14 protein-coding genes are annotated in these 15,774 nt (G+C 69.2%); 7 read left to right on the top strand and 7 right to left on the bottom strand.

What is annotated here, in order from left to right; translation table 11 throughout:
• Positions 1 to 8: 8 nt before the first annotated feature.
• Positions 9 to 788 carry an alpha/beta fold hydrolase gene (locus tag OHA10_RS31180; protein ID WP_371402332.1) on the top strand — a complete coding sequence of 260 codons (780 nt, stop codon included), beginning with the start codon at positions 9 to 11 and terminating at the stop codon, positions 786 to 788.
• Here the strand turns inward: OHA10_RS31180 and OHA10_RS31175 are convergent.
• On the bottom strand, positions 756 to 2,639 hold the full coding sequence (locus tag OHA10_RS31175; RefSeq protein WP_371402331.1) for a propionyl-CoA synthetase: 1,884 nt from the start codon (positions 2,637 to 2,639) through the stop codon (positions 756 to 758). The two genes, OHA10_RS31180 and OHA10_RS31175, sit on opposite strands and share 33 nt — an antisense overlap.
• A 51-nt stretch (positions 2,640 to 2,690) precedes the next feature.
• On the opposite strand from OHA10_RS31175, the gene OHA10_RS31170 reads away from it, so the two are divergent.
• Positions 2,691 to 3,611, top strand: a complete 921-nt coding sequence (locus OHA10_RS31170; RefSeq protein ID WP_371402330.1) for a threonine/serine dehydratase — start codon at positions 2,691 to 2,693, stop codon at positions 3,609 to 3,611.
• Here the strand turns inward: OHA10_RS31170 and OHA10_RS31165 are convergent.
• On the bottom strand, positions 3,604 to 4,209 hold the full coding sequence (locus OHA10_RS31165) for a rhomboid family intramembrane serine protease (protein ID WP_371402329.1): 606 nt from the start codon (positions 4,207 to 4,209) through the stop codon (positions 3,604 to 3,606). The genes OHA10_RS31170 and OHA10_RS31165 overlap by 8 nt on opposite strands.
• A 109-nt stretch (positions 4,210 to 4,318) precedes the next feature.
• Between OHA10_RS31165 and OHA10_RS31160 the strand changes: the two genes are divergently transcribed.
• Positions 4,319 to 5,518, top strand: a complete 1,200-nt coding sequence (locus tag OHA10_RS31160) for a Cmx/CmrA family chloramphenicol efflux MFS transporter (RefSeq protein WP_371402328.1) — start codon at positions 4,319 to 4,321, stop codon at positions 5,516 to 5,518.
• On the opposite strand, the gene OHA10_RS31155 is transcribed toward OHA10_RS31160, so the two are convergent.
• Positions 5,460 to 6,884, bottom strand: a complete 1,425-nt coding sequence (locus OHA10_RS31155) for an APC family permease (protein ID WP_371402327.1) — start codon at positions 6,882 to 6,884, stop codon at positions 5,460 to 5,462. The two genes, OHA10_RS31160 and OHA10_RS31155, sit on opposite strands and share 59 nt — an antisense overlap.
• A gap of 244 nt (positions 6,885 to 7,128) precedes the next feature.
• Here OHA10_RS31155 and OHA10_RS31150 point away from each other — a divergent pair, with 244 nt between their 5' ends.
• Positions 7,129 to 8,076, top strand: coding sequence for a transcriptional regulator TrmB (locus OHA10_RS31150; protein WP_371402326.1), 948 nt, complete (start codon positions 7,129 to 7,131; stop codon positions 8,074 to 8,076).
• Here the strand turns inward: OHA10_RS31150 and OHA10_RS31145 are convergent.
• The 3 genes from OHA10_RS31145 to OHA10_RS31135 all read right to left on the bottom strand — a co-directional run bounded on the left by OHA10_RS31145 (position 8,073) and on the right by OHA10_RS31135 (position 10,513).
• The gene (locus OHA10_RS31145; RefSeq protein WP_371402325.1) at positions 8,073 to 8,702 is read right to left on the bottom strand and encodes an HNH endonuclease family protein; all 630 of its coding nucleotides are present in this window, start codon (positions 8,700 to 8,702) and stop codon (positions 8,073 to 8,075) included. The two genes, OHA10_RS31150 and OHA10_RS31145, sit on opposite strands and share 4 nt — an antisense overlap.
• Before the next feature lie 108 nt (positions 8,703 to 8,810).
• Positions 8,811 to 9,572: a YaaA family protein gene (locus tag OHA10_RS31140; RefSeq protein ID WP_371402324.1), complete on the bottom strand. Its 762-nt coding sequence runs from the start codon at positions 9,570 to 9,572 to the stop codon at positions 8,811 to 8,813.
• Positions 9,569 to 10,513, bottom strand: a complete 945-nt coding sequence (locus tag OHA10_RS31135) for an aldo/keto reductase (RefSeq protein WP_371402323.1) — start codon at positions 10,511 to 10,513, stop codon at positions 9,569 to 9,571. Before OHA10_RS31135 ends, OHA10_RS31140 begins: the two co-directional genes overlap by 4 nt.
• Positions 10,514 to 10,547: 34 nt before the next feature.
• On the opposite strand from OHA10_RS31135, the gene pepN reads away from it, so the two are divergent.
• The 3 genes from pepN to OHA10_RS31120 all read left to right on the top strand — a co-directional run bounded on the left by pepN (position 10,548) and on the right by OHA10_RS31120 (position 15,179).
• The gene (pepN, locus tag OHA10_RS31130) at positions 10,548 to 13,004 is read left to right on the top strand and encodes an aminopeptidase N (RefSeq protein WP_371402322.1); all 2,457 of its coding nucleotides are present in this window, start codon (positions 10,548 to 10,550) and stop codon (positions 13,002 to 13,004) included.
• A gap of 187 nt (positions 13,005 to 13,191) precedes the next feature.
• A complete protein-coding gene (gene sepH / locus OHA10_RS31125) occupies positions 13,192 to 14,577 on the top strand; it encodes a septation protein SepH (protein ID WP_371402321.1) in 1,386 nt (461 codons plus the stop codon).
• Positions 14,578 to 14,771: 194 nt separating this feature from the next.
• A complete protein-coding gene (locus OHA10_RS31120) occupies positions 14,772 to 15,179 on the top strand; it encodes a hypothetical protein (RefSeq protein ID WP_371402320.1) in 408 nt (135 codons plus the stop codon).
• Positions 15,180 to 15,372: 193 nt separating this feature from the next.
• Here the strand turns inward: OHA10_RS31120 and OHA10_RS31115 are convergent, their stop codons facing one another.
• Positions 15,373 to 15,756 carry a winged helix-turn-helix transcriptional regulator gene (locus OHA10_RS31115; RefSeq protein ID WP_371402319.1) on the bottom strand — a complete coding sequence of 128 codons (384 nt, stop codon included), beginning with the start codon at positions 15,754 to 15,756 and terminating at the stop codon, positions 15,373 to 15,375.
• Between the last annotated feature and the right edge of the window lie 18 nt (positions 15,757 to 15,774).

Raw genomic sequence — 15,774 nt, 5'->3', positions numbered from 1 at the left:
CTATCTCTGTGCCACACGCATCAACCATTGACGGGACACGGATCGCCTATCAGGTTCGGGGCGAGGGGCAACCACTTGTGCTGCTCGCCGGGCAGTCGAACAACCACACGTGGTGGGATCCGATCCTCGCCGATTTCGAGGGCTACCGACTGATCACCCTCGACTGGAGAGGGACAGGCGAGAGTGACAAGCCCGATGAGGTCTACAGCACCCGCGGGTTCGCCAATGACGTGATCGCGGTGCTCGATGATCTGAGCCTCGACAGTTCACACGTCTACGGGACTTCGATGGGAGGGCGGGTCGCGCAGTGGCTGGCCATCGACCATCCTGAGCGCGTCAAGGCATTGGTCCTCGGCTGCACCTCGCCCGGCGCGGCGCACGGGTACGAGCGGAGCCAGGAGATCCGCAAGGCGCTGGCCGACCCGGCGCGGACCGATCGGGTGCTGCTCGAGCTGATGTACACGCCGGAGTGGCTCGCCCGGAACCCCGGTCCGTATTACGTGCTCGGCGATGCGAGCATGCCGTCGTACGCCAAGGGCAGGCATCTGGTCGCCAGCAACAAGCACGACGCGTGGGACGGCCTGCCGAGCATCACTGCGCCGACCCTCGTCCTGCACGGCACCGACGACATCTTCAGCCCGGCCGCCAACGCGCAACTGCTCGCGGATCGCATCCCGGGAGCGCGTGCCGAGCTGATCGCGGGCGCCCGGCACGCCTACTTCCACGAGTTCCGGTCGATCGCAAGCCCTGCGGTTCTAGCCTTCCTGGCTGCGCAGCACCGGGCGTAGCGCATCCAGTACGGCGGGATCCTCGATCGTCGACGGCACCGGCTCGTCCCGCCCGTCCGCGATCCCGCGCATCGTCCGCCGCAGGATCTTGCCCGACCGCGTCTTCGGCAGCGCGTCCACGACCGACACGTCCCGGAACGCCGCCACCGGACCGATCTCCCGCCGTACGGCGGCCACCAGTTCGTCTCGTAGCGTCTCCTCGCTCACCGTCGCCCCGGCCTTCAGTACGACGAGCGCCCGCGGCAGCTGACCCTTCAACGGATCGTGTACGCCGATCACCGCGCACTCGGCGACGGCGGCGTTCGCCGCGACGACCGCCTCGATCGAGCCGGTCGACAGCCGGTGCCCGGCCACGTTGATCACGTCGTCGGTACGGCCCATCACGAAGATGTAGCCGTCCTCGTCAATGAACCCGCCGTCACCGGTCAGGTAGTAGCCGTCGTACTCCTTCAGGTAGCTGTCGATGTAACGCTGGTCGTCACCCCACAGCGTCGGCAGCGCGCCCGGCGGCAGTGGGAGCTTGATCGCGATCGCGCCCTCCTGCTGCGGCAGCAGTTCCTTGCCGTACGCGTCGAGGATCTGTACGTTCCAGCCCGGCATCGGCACGGTCGCCGAGCCCGGCTTGGTCGGCAGCGGCTCCAGTCCGCGCGGGTTGGCCGCGATCGGCCAGCCGGTCTCGGTCTGCCACCAGTGATCCACCACCGGTACGCCGAGGTGCTCGTGCGCCCAGTGATAGGTCTCCGGGTCGAGCCGCTCCCCCGCCAGGAACAACGTCCGGAACGTCTCCATCGGGTACTTCGCCAGCTCGCGCGCTTCCGGATCGACCTTCTTGATCGCCCGGATCGCGGTCGGGGCAGTGAACAGAGCCTTCACGCGGTGCTCGGAGATCACCCGCCAGAACGCGCCGGCATCCGGCGTACCGACCGGTTTGCCTTCGTACAGGACTGTGGTCGCGCCGACCAGGAGCGGGGCGTAGACGATGTACGAGTGGCCGACGACCCAGCCGACGTCCGAGGCGGTCCACCACACGTCGCCAGGTCCGATGTCGTACACGTTGCGCATCGTCCAGGCGAGCGCGACGGCGTGGCCGCCGTTGTCGCGGACGACTCCCTTCGGCTTCCCCGTCGTACCCGACGTGTAGAGGATGTACAGCGGGTCGGTCGCGGCCACCTGGACCGGATCGGCAGGCTCGGCCTTCGCCGTCAGCTCGGTCCAGACGACATCGTGCTCACCGAGCTGCGCGAGTGCCTGCGGGCGTTGGAGGACGATCGTGTGCTCGGGCCGGTGCTGGGCGATGGTCAGGGCCTTGTCGATGATCGGCTTGTACTCGACGACCCGGGTCGGCTCGATCCCGCAGGACGCGGCCACGATCACCTTCGGCTCGGCGTCGTCGATCCGGGCGGCCAGCTCGCGTGGTGCGAAGCCGCCGAAGACGACCGAGTGGATCGCGCCGAGGCGGGCGCAGGCGAGCATGGCGACCGCGGCTTCCGGAACCATCGGCATGTAGACGATGACCCGGTCGCCCTTCTCGACCCCGAGTGAGCGCAACGCACCCGCGAAGGTGGCTACCTCGTCCCGTAGCTGCGTGTAGGTGTACGTGCGCCCGGTGCCGGTGACCGGGGAGTCGTAGATCAGCGCGGTGCGGTCGCCGTCGCCTGCGTCTACGTGGCGGTCCAGGGCGTTGTACGACGTGTTGAGTACGCCGTCGGGGTACCAGCGGTAGATCGGGGCGTCGGCCGCGTCGATCGCCTGGGTAGGCGGACGCGTCCAGGAGATCGCCTCGGCCGCCTCCAGCCAGAAACCGTGCGGGTCGTCCAGGCTCCGCCGGTAGCTCTCGTCGTACGCGCCCATTTTGGATGGCCTCCGTCCGTCGGCTGTTCTCCATCGTGGCAGGGTTGAGGCATGACGGTAAGCCTCGAGGACGTGCAGCAGGCGGCAGAGCGGATCGCCGGGCGGGTACGCCGTACTCCGGTGGTCGAGGTCGCACCCGGGCTCACGTTCAAGCTCGAACTGCTCCAGCACACCGGCTCGTTCAAGCCGCGCGGCGCGTTCAACCGGCTGCTCAGCGCGAAGGACAGCGGCGAACTGACCGGCCAGGGCATCGTCGCCGCATCGGGCGGCAACCATGGCCTCGCGGCGGCGTACGCGGCCCGGGAGCTCGGCGTGCCGGCGCGGATCTTCGTTCCGGAGACGACCCCGGCGGCGAAGCTCGGCAAGCTGCGGACGCTCGAAGCGGACGTCGTACAGGTCGGCAGCGAGTACGCCGAGGCGTACCAGGCGGCGCTCGCGGCGCAGGACGAGTCCGGCGCGCTGCTCGTCCACGCCTACGACCAGCCGGAGGTCGTCGCCGGTCAGGGCACGGTCGGCCTCGAGCTCCTCGAACAGGCAGGCAGGTTCGACACGGTCCTGGTCGCCGTCGGCGGAGGTGGCCTCATCGCCGGCATCGCGACGGCAATCGGTGACAACGCCCAGGTCATCGGCGTAGAGCCGGCCCTCGCCCCCACGATGCACCGCGCCCTGCAGGCCGGCGGACCATCCGACGGCCCGGTCGCCGGCGTGGCAGCCGACTCCCTGGGCGCCCGCCGCCTGGGCGATCTCGCCTTCAACGCGGTCCAGGGCCATCACGTGCGGTCCGTCCTGGTCGAGGACGACGCGATCGTTGCCGCCCGCAAACAGCTCTGGTACGACCACCACCTGGCAACCGAGCACGGCGGCGCAACGGCGTACGCGGCCCTGAGCTCAGGTGCCTACGAACCGGCGGTCGGCGAGCGGGTCGTGGTCGTCGTCTGCGGCTCGAACACCGACCCGAGCACCCTTACTTAGCGCGCTGCTTGTCGTCGGACAGCACCCACGCGGCCAGCACCCCGGCGATCCCGCCGAACAGATGGCCCTGCCACGAGATCCCGTCCTGCGGCAACAGACCACCGAACAGGGCACTGCCCCACACCATGATCACCACGATCCCGATCAGCACCTGACCGAGCCGCCGGTTGAACAGCCCCCGCAGGATCAGGTACGACGCGTACCCGAAGACCAGCCCGCTCGCGCCGATCGTGATCGTGTTCGGCGGTGAGATCAGCCAGGTCCCGAAGCCGCCGATCACCACCACGATCGCGGTCACCGCGAACAACCGGGCCGCGCCGCTGACCGCGATGATCGCGCCGAGCGTGACCAGCGGCAGCGTGTTCGAGATCAGATGGCCGAAGCCGAGGTGCAGGAACGGCGCGGTCAGGATGCCGACCAGGCCGCGCGGTTCGCGGGAGATGATCCCGTACTGATCGAGGGCCCCGTTGGTCGCGGTGTCGATGACCTCGCTCAGCCACATCAGGCCCACCAGCAGGACGAGCAGCTTCAACCCGCCACCGATCTTGGCGGTGTCCACACTCCGCCCGGAGCGTTTCGCCGGAGTCTGCGAGCTCATAACTCAACCATGCCGTACTCCCCCAAGTCTCAGCCCGTGACGGGCGCGGCGACAGCGGACAGTGATCTCTGAGATACTCCGAGTGGCACTCGTCGAGTGAGGGGGAACGATGCCAATTGCTGTCTATGTCCTTGGCCTGAGCATTTTCGCGCAAGGCACGTCCGAACTCATGCTCGCCGGACTCCTTCCCGAACTCGCCACTGACCTGCAGGTCTCGATCCCCCGGGCCGGACTGCTGATCTCCGCCTTCGCGCTCGGCATGCTGGTCGGCGCCCCGGTCCTCGCCGTCCTCACCCTCACCTGGTCCCGCCGTACGGCGCTGCTCGCCTTCCTCACCGTCTTCGCGCTGACGCACATCGCCGGCGGCCTCACCCCGAACTACACCGTCCTCCTGGTCACCCGGATCGTCGGCGCCTTCGTGTACGCCGGTTTCTGGTCGGTTGCCGCGGTCACCGTGATGTCGCTGGTCAGCAGTGACACCCGAGCTCGCGCGATGAGCATCGTCACCGGCGGCCTGACCGTCGCAACCATCGTCGGGCTGCCGCTGGGGACGGTCCTGGGCCAGCATCTCGGCTGGCGCTCCGCGTTCTGGACGGTCGCCGGGTTGTGCGTCCTGGCCATGGTGGGTGTCGTCGCCACTGTGCCCGGCGACCGGCCCAATCCCGCGACAGCACCACGCCTCGCGGATGAACTGAGAGTGCTGGTGAACGCCCGGCTGTGGCTCGCGTTCGGGACGACGGCCCTCGTCACCGCGACGATCCTCGTCGTCTTCAGCTACCTGGCACCGCTCCTGACCCAGATCACCGGCCTCCCCGCGAGCGCGGTGCCCGGCGTACTCGCCCTCTACGGTCTCGGGTCGTTCATCGGGATCACCGTCGGCGGCCGGTTCGCCGACGCCCTGCCGTTCCATACGTTGTTCATCAGCATCACCGGGTTGGTGATCCTGTCGGCGCTGCTCGCGGTCGTCACCTCCACGCCGGTCGCGGCAGTCGCGGTCATCGCCCTGCTCGGCGGCTTCGGCTTCGCCGCGAACCCCGCACTGAACGCCCGCGTGTTCAGCCTCGCGGGCGAGGCACCGACGCTCGCCACCGCGACGAACTTCTCCGCGTTCAACGTCGGCATCACCGTCGGGCCGTGGCTCGGCGGCCTGGCGATCGACGCCGGCGCGGGCTACCCCGCGCTCGGCTGGATCGCCGTCGCCACCGGGCTCGCGGCCCTCGCGACGGTCCTGCTCGCAGCCTTCCTTCCGGTCAGTTCACCGGACCTTGCGGATCGAGATGCGACGGATCGAAATCGGCGTGCCGCTTGAACACGTACTTGTTCAGCAGCCACGTCAGCGCCCACAACCCGACACCGACCAGCATCAGCCAGCCGGCGATCTTGTAGTCGGCCGACGCCCGCCCGGACAACGGGCTCGCCAGGTACACGCACAGCACCACACCGAGCACCGGCAACGCCGTCGGTGCGTTGAAGTGCTTGTGCTCGACCTTGTCCCGCCGCAACACCAGCACCGCGACGTTCACGATCGCGAACACACACAGCAGCAGGAACGCCGTCGTACCACCGAGCGCCGCCAGGTCGGCGTACCCGATCAGGACGAACGCGAGCAGCGTGGTGAACAGGATCGCGATGTACGGCGTACGCCGCTTGCGCAGGACCCGGCCGAGCGGACCGGGCAGCACCTTCTCGTGCGACATCCCGTACAACAGGCGGCTCGCCATCAGCATGTTGATCAGCGCCGAGTTGGCGACCGCGAACATCGTGATCCAGGCGAACACCTCGAGCGGGAACCCGGGCGCACCGGCCTGCACGACCTTCAGCAGCGGCGTCGCGCCCTTGTTCAGCTCCTCGGGCGAGACCAGCGCGACCGCGGAGATCGCGACCAGCACGTAGATGACGCCGGTGATCGACAGGCCGATCAGCATGATCTTCGGGAAGATCTTGACCGGGTCCTTGGTCTCCTCGGCCATGTTCACCGAGTCCTCGAACCCGACCATCGCGAAGAACGCCAGCGCGGTCGCCGCGGTCACGGCGCCGAACGGCGACTCCCCGTCGGGCACATGGAAGTCGGTCAGCCGGGACGTGTCGCCGTCGCCGCCGATCAGCGCCCACGCGCCGATCCCGATCACGATCAGCAGACCGCTCAGCTCGACACAGGTGAGTACGACGTTCGCCTTCACGCTCTCGCCGACGCCGCGCAGGTTCACCAGCGCGATCAGCGTCATGAACGCCAGCGCGGTGATCATCAGCACCGACCCGCGATCGGGATCGATGTGCGCAGCGGAGAAGAAGTTCGCCGCGAACGCCTTCGAGGCACTCGACGCCGAGGTCAGGCCCGAGCACATCACCGCGAACGTCAGCAGGAACGTGAGGAAGTGGATCCCGAACGCCTTGTGGGTGTAGACCGCGGCGCCACCGGCCTTCGGGTACTTCGTGACGAGCTCGAGGTAACTGGTCGCTGTCAGCATCGCGACGACGAACGCGCACAGGAACGGCAGCCAGACCGCTCCGCCGACCTCGCCGGCCACCTTGCCGGTCAGCGCGTACACGCCGGTGCCGAGGATGTCGCCGACGACGAACAGCAGCAGAAGTCCCGGCCCCATCACCCGCTTCAGCTCCGGGCGCTCCCCGGTACCCGGTCCTGTGCTCGGTGCGGCGGCAGCATTTTCACTCATCGTGCCTCCCTCACATCGGTGCGTCGGGAGGTTCCATGATGGCAGCTGAGAGGCAACTGAGAAGGGCGGGCGCGCGCGTTGAGGCTTGACCGAACGTCCCCTGTCCGATCCGCGCGCGCCCAGCACGTCAGGCATACCCCACCGCGGGGGTATCCGCACCCGGCCCGGGCCTGACGTATCCCGGACATGTCGCGAAGTCGCCAAACCGGTCGAGACGGTCCACTGGACGAGATAGCCTGATCGGATGCTGGAGACGGTTGGGGTGGAGCCGCCGGACGAGGAGGCCTACCGGGCGCTGCTGTCGGCGCCTGGTTGCGACGTCCGCGAGCTCGCCGGGCGACTCAGCCGCGACGAGCGCGACCTCACCGAGACAGTCGGCCGGCTGGAGAAGCTCGGTCTGCTGACCACCACCTCCGACGACCCGGTCCGGCTGCTGCCGACGCGTCCCGATGTCGCGGTCGACGCGCTGGTCGCCGTACGACGGGCCGAGCTCGACCGCGTCCGTGCCGAGGCCCGCGTCATGCTGACCGAGCTACGTGCGCAGGAGCAGCACCGCCCGGAGAACCTCGTCGAGGTGATCGTCGGCCAGGAGGCGATCGCGGCCCGGTTCGCCCAACTGCTGAACGGGACCGGGGACCAGCTCCTCGTTCTCGACCGGCCGCCGTACGCCTCGCGGCCCGGCGACTCCGATCCGAAGGTCCGCGGACTGCTCGGCGACGGAGTGGTTGTCCACGGCATCTACTCCCCAGACTCCCTGGACATCCCGGGCGGCGTCGACGAGGCCTTCAGCGCGGCCGATGCCGGCGAGACGTCGCGGGTGCATCCGCAGGTGCCGATGAAGCTGGCTGTGTTCGACGGGAAGATCGCGCTGCTGCCGCTGGCTGTGGACCAGCTGGTCGACAGTGCGCTCGTCGTACATCCGTGTGCGTTGCTCGACGCGTTGATCGAGATGTTCTGGCTGCTGTGGGACCAGGCCGTGCCGGTTGTGCCGTCGGCCAAGGCCGATCCGACGGATGCGCGGCTGATGACGCTGCTGGCCGCCGGGTTCAAGGACGACGCGATCGCGCGACAGCTCGCGCTGAGCAGCCGGACCGTCGGCCGGCGTGTGGCCGAGCTGATGGAGACGCTGGGCGCGCGGACCCGGTTTCAGGCCGGCATCCACGCCCAGCGCCGCCATCTACTGGAGGACTAGCAAGTGCCGAGCATCTGCTGCAGAGCGGTCTTCTCGGCCGACTGCAGCGAGAGGCCGTAGGTGTACTTCACCCAGATCCACTCGCGCGCATAGATGCAGTGCACCGACGCGTTCGGCGGCTGCCACTCCGACGGGTCCGAGTCGCCCTTCGACCGGTTGCTCGACGCCGACACGGCGATCAGCTGAGCGATGGTCAGGTTGTTGGCGAACTCCTGCCGGCGCGCCTGCGTCCATCCGCTGGCACCCGACTTCCACGCTTCGGCGAGCGGCACGATGTGGTCGATGTCGACACCGGACGACTCGTTGACGTAGGTCGCGTCGTAGACGCTGTACCAGCGGCCCGCCGTCGGCTGGCAGCTGCTGTCCACGGTCACGCCGATGCCGTCGCGCTTCAGAACCTCTTCACGCGTGTCGCAGCTGCCGGACTGGGTGATCCAGTGTGGGAACTTGTCCCGGCTGTACCCGCTCGTCGACCCCTCCGTCTTCACGGTGAGGCTCGCCAGCTGGGTGGCCGCCGTACTGGCCGACGGCGGGGTCGGTGGGTATGCGAGCGCCGGACCGGCGCTGAGACTCCAGGCTGCCGTCGCAGCTACAGCGGTGACGGCAGCAATGATCGAACGTCGCATCGGTCAGGCCTCCGAGGGTTAGGGCGGATCCCCCCTGACGTTGCTGCCCTCAGCCTTCCCCGATCACGCACTGCAGGAAACCACTCACCAGTTACAGTCCAGTGAACGTCAGTCGTGTTCGACGACGGTCAGCGTCCAGCCCGACGATGCGCGGTCCAGCTCGGCGTTCCAGCGTTCGGCGATCAGTTTGTGCAGCGACTTCGGCGTACCGGGGTCCTTGCCGGACTCCAGCAGGTGCCGCGCGACCAGGCCGCGGGTGTGCTTGGCCATGTGGGAGACGACCGTGCGTACGCCGTCGCGCTCGCGGACGACGTTCACCGACACCCACTTGTCCGCCTGGTCGCCGGTCGGGCGCCACGCCGCGACGTACGTCGACGAGCGGCAGTCCACGATGACGCCGTCGACGTCGGCCAGTGCGGCGTTGAGCGGATCGCGCCACACCGACGCGAGCGGCCCATGACCCGGCAGCGTCGTACCCATCGAGAGCCGGTACGGCGGGACGCGGTCGGCCGGTCGCAGTGCGCCCCACGCCGCCGAGATGACGAGCAGCCGGTTGGCCGCGCGGCGCTTGGTGCCCGCGGACAGGGTCGAGTAGCCGAGGGCGTCGTACAGGACTCCGGAGTACAGCTCGGAGACGGGCACGGACGGCTCGGTGCGCCAGCGGGTGTTGCGGTCGACCTCGTGCCGCAGCGAGGCGCCGACATCTAGTACGTCGAACGCGTCCGCGGAGGCGGAAACCTTCGCCAGGGTCTCGAGCACCTGCTCGCGGACGGGGTTGAGCTCCGGGAACGACAGGGTGCCGAGATCGACGGCACGACCGCGTGACCGTCCGGTCTTGCCTTCGGACGGCGGCAGGAGGATCAGCGTCACGTCAGCTCGTCCAGAGCGGCCAGGTCCTCGGCGGTCGGGTCCCAGGTGCCGGCGGCGACGTTCTGCGCGATCTGCTCGGGCTTGGTGGCGCCGGCGATGACCGAGGCGACCGCGGGCTGGGCGGCCAGGCCGCCGATCGCGACGTCGATCATCGTCAGGTCGCGCTCGGCCGCGAACGTCTCGAGCGCCTCGATCTTGTCGAAGTCCGCCCGCGCCAGCCGCTCCGGCTGCGTCGCGAGCCGGCTGCCGTCCGGTGCCGTCGTACCGCGCTTGTACTTGCCGGTGAGCAGACCGGAGGCGAGCGGGAAGAACGGCAGGATGCCGATGCCGAGGTGCTCGCAGGCCGGCACCAGTTCGTCCTCGACGTCGCGCTCGAGCAGCGAGTACTGGTTCTGGGCGCTGATGAAGTGCTCCAGCCCGTTCGACCGGGCGGTCCAGTCGGCGTCGACGACCTGCCAGCCGGCGAACTGCGAGCTGCCGATGTACCGAACCTTGCCCTCAGCAACCAACTCGGACAGCGCCGCCAGGGTCTCCTCGATCGGCGTCACCGGGTCCGGGAAGTGCAGCTGGTAGAGGTCGATCCAGTCGGTGCCGAGCCGCTGCAGACTCGACTCGACCGCCTTGCGGATGTACCGGCGGGAGCCGCGGACACCCCAGTCCGGGCCGTTCACACCGCCCAGGTCACCGCCGAACTTGGTCGCGATCACGACCTCGTCGCGGCGCGCACCGAGCGCCTTGCCGAGCAGCTCCTCGCTGAACCCGTGCTCGCCGCGGTAGATGTCCGCGGTGTCGAACAACGTGATCCCGGCGTCGACCGCGGCGTTCACCACCGCGTCCGTTTCGCCCGCATCGAGCCGCCGCCCGAAGTTGTTGCACCCCAGTCCAACGACGCTCACGGTGAGACCCGAGTCGCCCAGCTGCCGGTACTTCATATCACTCATGTGCTCAGCCTAATCTCGGCATACAGTGGCCCTCATGCCGAGTCTCACCGTCGACGGCGCCCGCACTCGGGCCGCCGCGCTTTCCGTCCAGTCGTACGACGTCGATCTCGACCTGACCCAGGGCGATCGGACGTTCGGGTCCACCACCACGATCAGGTTCCAGGCGACGAGCCCGTCGACCTGGCTGGACGTGAAACCGGACGAGCTGACCTCGGTCACGCTCAACGGCACGGCCGTCGACGTGGCCGGCCTGAACGACGGACGCCTCGACCTGACCGGCCTGCAGCCGGACAACGAACTGGTCGTCGTCGCCTCGATGCTGTACTCGCACGACGGCGAGGGTCTGCACCGCGCGGTCGACGCCGCCGACGGTCTCGTCTACACGTACGCGATGTCGTTCCTCGACGCCGCCCCGCGGATCTTCGCCTGCTTCGACCAGCCCGACCTCAAGGCGCCGTACCGGATGACGGTGACCGCGCCGGAGGAGTGGCTGGTGCTCGGCAACGGCGCCGCGACCCAGGTCTCCCCCGGTCGCTGGGAGCTCGCCGAGACCAAGCCGCTCTCGACGTACTTCGTCACCGTGGTGGCGGGGCCGTACCACCAGGTCACCGACGCGCATGACGGCATCGCCCTCAGCGTGGTCTCGCGGCAGTCGCTGAAGGACGCGCTGGACCGTGAGGCCGCGGACATCTTCGAGGTCAGCAAGCAGTCGTTCGACGAGTACCACCGGATGTTCGGCTACCGGTACCCGTTCGGTGAGTACCACCAGGCATTCGTGCCCGAGTTCAACGCCGGCGCGATGGAGAACCCGGGCTGCGTCACCTTCCGCGACTCGATGGTGTTCCGGTCAACGGTCACCGACGGCGAGCGCAGTCAGCGGGCCCGGACCATCGTGCACGAGATGGCGCACCAGTGGTTCGGCGACACCGTGACGATGAAGTGGTGGAACGACCTCTGGCTGAACGAGTCGTTCGCCGAGTACATGGCACACCGGGTCTCGACCGCGGCCACACGGTACACCGACAACTGGATCGACTTCGCCTACATCCGCAAGTGGTGGGGCCTGCAGGCCGACCAGCGGTCGTCGACGCACCCGGTGGCCGCCGACGCGGTCAAGGACGCGCTCGCCTCGCTCGACGACTTCGACGGCATCTCCTACGCGAAGGGCGCCGCGGTCCTCAAACAGCTCGTGGCGTACCTCGGTGACGACGTGTTCCTCGCCGGCGTCAACGCGCACATCGCGGCGAACGAGTTCGGCAACGCCACCTTCGCCGACCTGCTCGGCAAGTGGACCGAGGCCGGCGCCGTCGGCCTGGACGACTGGGCCCAGGCCTGGCTACGGACGCCCGGCGTCGACACGATCACCGCGTCGCGGACCGCGACCGGCATCAAGCTGCAGCGCAAGGCGCCGGCGGCGTACCCGGCTTCACGACCACACAAGCTGGCCGTCGGCGGGTACGACGCGGACGGCCGCGGTACGACGGTCGACGTACTGATCGACGGCGACGAGGTGGACGTCGACCTCGACCCGTCCATCGCCGTGGTCGTCCCGGACGCGGGCGACGACAGCTGGGCGAAGATCCGCCTCGACGAGCAGAGCCTCGCGAACCTGGCGACGGTGGTCCCGAAGATCGAGGACGGCGTGACGCGGGCCGTCGTACTGAACAGCATCCGGGACGCGGTCGCCGACGCGGAGCTCGACCCGAAGATCGGCTTCGACGTCGTCCTCGGCCTGCTGCCGACCGAGACCAGCGACATCGCGGTCGGCACGATGCTCAACTGGGCGAACTCGCAGGTGCTCGGCGTCTACCTGCCGTACGAGCCGTACCGCGGACAGCTCGCCGACGTACTGCGGGCGCGGCTCGAGACCGTCGAAACCGGAAGCAGCGTGCAGCTGTCGGTGGCCCGCGGGTTCGCGCGCTTCACCGACGACGCCGATCGGTTGAAGGGCTGGCTGGCCGGCGACGGCGTACCGGACGGCGTGACGATGGACGCCGACCTGCGCTGGATCGTCATGCTCCAGCTCGCCCGGCTCGGCGCGATCGGCGAGGCGGAGATCGACGCCGAGCTCGAGCGCGACTCGTCGTCCGAGGGCGTCGTGCACGCGACCCGCTGCCGGGCCGCGCTGCCGACGGCGGCCGCGAAGGAGCGGGCCTGGGCGCAGATCATGACCGACGCGGACCTGCCGAACTACGAGCTGTACGCGGCCGCCGAGGGGTTCTGGCACCCGACGCAGTCCGACCTCACCGCGTCGTACGTCGACCGCTACTTCGCGGAGATCGCGGGCACCGAGAAGTTGCGGTCCGGCTGGGTCGTCGCGACCAGCGCGAAGCTCGCGTTCCCGCGCTACTCGATCGAGCAGCGGGTCGTCGACCGGGCCGCCGACCTGATCGCCGACGAGTCGATCGTGGCCGGCATCCGGCGGTCGGTGGCCGACAGCGCGGACGACCTGAAGCGTGCGCTTGCGGTGCGTTCGGCCTTCGCGAGCTGACCTTTGGTTAGCAGTCACACCGTGTTGTGACTAATGTGACTGGTGTGACCAGGAGGACCCTGGTGACCAGGCAAGATGTGATTTCGTGACGTAACCTCCACAATGACCGCGCGGCACGGCGCGCCGGTCTTGGTCAGGCCCAGCGTCCGGGAGAGACTGTCTAGAACCGCACAGGAGAACAAGGTCAATGCGCGAGGCGAGGCTCGTCGGTCTGAGCCAGGACGGTAAACAACTCGTCCTGGCGATGGCAGAGACGGGTGAGGAGTTCGCCGTACCGGTCGACGACCGGTTGCGTGCGGCCCTCCGCGGAGACCGTGCCCGACTCGGCCAGCTGGAGATTCAAATGGAGAGCGCGCTGCGCCCACGAGACATCCAGGCTCGTATCCGCGCCGGCGAAAGTCCCGAGGCGGTCGCCGCCATCGCCCAGATGCCGATGGAACGCGTGATGGCGTTCGCCGGCCCGGTCCTGGCCGAGCGGGACCACATCGCCAGCCTCGCGCAGCGTGCGTCGGTCCGTCGTCGCGGCGGCGGCGATGCCCCGACGCGGAATCTCGGCGCCTGGGTGACCGACCGGCTGCGGACCCGTCACGTCGACCCGGCCTCGGCCGAGTGGGACGCGTGGCGGCGCGAGGACGGTCGCTGGGCGGTGCGCGTCTCGTACTTCGTCGAGTCCGAGGACGAGGCGGAGAAGAAGGACGAGAAGATCGCCATGTTCGCGTACGACGCCCCCGGGCGGTACGCGGTGCCCGACGACGACGAGGCGCGCTGGCTGGTCGGCGAGCAGGCGCAGGTGCTGGCGACGCCGGTCCAGCCGCAGCCCGGTGAGCGTCGACTGGCCGCGGTGGCGGACATCGACCCGCTGATCGCGCCGGACCATGGCGCCGACAGCTACGAGGCCGGATTCGAGGACACGGTCGGTCTGCGTCGCCGAAACCACCCTGTTTCCCGCGAGGGCGCGGAGCCGCCTCGCGAAACGCGCGACTTCGTGCGCGAGGCCCGAGAGCTCAACCGGGACTCACGCGAGAGCAGCCGTGACTACCCGCGCGAGGTTTCCCGCGACACCGGTCGATCACCTGACCCGGAGCGCGGTCCACGACGGGTGCACTCGGTGCCGAACCCGGACGAGGAGCCCACGCTGATCGACGTACCCGTCGACCAGCCGCCGGCGCCGCGCCCTGCAGTCCGCGCCGTCGAGCGCCCCGCCGACCCGCCCGCTTTTGCCTCCCCCGCGGCGCCCGACGAGGCGCCGGCCGAGGCTCGTCAGGCACGCCCGCAGCAGCCCCGCCCTGCGGAGCCCCGCCGTCCCGAGCCTGCCACCGAGGCGGCGAGTGAGCCGTCCCGTCCGGCCGAAGTCCGTCACCCGGAGCCTGCCCGCGAGCCCGCTGCCAAGCAGGCGCCGCACGTCGAACCTGACCCGGTGACCGAGGCGCCGCGTCCCGCGGCAGCTGACGCCTCCGAGCCGGCCGCGGCGGAGGAGACCCCGGCAGAGCCGAAGAAGAAGGCTGCCCGTCGCGGCAAGCGCGCCAGCGTCCCGAGCTGGGACGAGATCATGTTCGGCAAGAAAGCCGACTGACACATCACGGACCGTCGTCCCAGATTGCGGACGGTGTTTGCCGGTGGACCCGCGGTAGTGCCATGATCGTCCGCATGCAGATGCTGTGTTGTTGCTGTTGTCACTGTTGTCACTGACGCGCGCCGAGTCCGGCGCACGAGGCCCTGCCCCTTTCCGTGGCCCGCCCGCCGACACAGCACTCACAGGAACTTCGCATGAATCTCCCGGCTCTCGCCGACCTGCTCGCGTCTCGTGGTCTCCGGCTCCTCCCCGGTTCGTACGCCGTACCGGTCGAGCTGCTCGTACAGTTGCCTGACGCAACGATCGCCCGGTTCACCGCCCGCGGTACGACGCTGCGCCTGCGCAGCTACTCCCCCGAGGCGCTCACCACGATCACCATCCCGGCCGAGTGCGGCTGCGGCGACCACCACCCGCAGACCGGCCCGGCCCGCGTGACCCTCAGCCGGTACGCCGTACCGCTCGAGGAACACGTCATCGACGGCGAGCTCGAGTTCGGCTGGCAGCACCACGAAGCCGGCGCCCTCCGCCTGGCGGACGCCGTCCCCCACTTCCTCACTCTCGTCGACATCCTCCGCACCCGCGAACTCATCGGCGTCGCCTGACCCCCACCCCCGCCCCGCTCCCACGAGATGGGTTCACCTACCCCGTAGTGGGTTCCCCCCGCCGCGCTCCGGGGTGGTAACCCGCCACGAGCTGGGTTCACCTACCCCGTGGCGGGTTCCCCGGCCGCGCTCCGGGGCGGTAACCCGCCACACGATGGGTGAACCCATCTCGTGGGAGTGGGTGGGTGGGGAGTTAGGGGCGGCGGTGGGGTGGTTCGGTGGTGTCGTAGTGGTGGCGGGCGGCTTCGACCTTTGTGAGGTTGGGTGACCAGTCGGCGAGGGCGTGGAAGAGCGGGGCGAGGCTGCGGCCGAGCGGGCTGATCTCGTACTCGACGCGGGGCGGGACCTCGGCGTGGTACTCGCGGACCACCAGGCCGTCACGTTCCAGCTGGCGCAGGCGCTGGGTCAGGACCTTCGGCGTGATCACACCGATCCGCCGCTCGAGCTCGACGAACCGCTGGCGGCCGTACTCGTTCAGCGTCCACAGGATCGGGGTCGTCCAGCGGCTGAAGACCAGGTCAACCACCGGCGCGATCGGACAGGCCTGCACCGGCTCAACTGCTGTGGTTTCGTTCACAATCCCAATACTATCCTC

This window comes from Kribbella sp. NBC_00662, assembly GCF_041430295.1.
Taxonomy (GTDB): Bacteria; Actinomycetota; Actinomycetes; order Propionibacteriales; family Kribbellaceae; genus Kribbella.
This window is presented reverse-complemented; position numbering and strand designations above follow the sequence as displayed.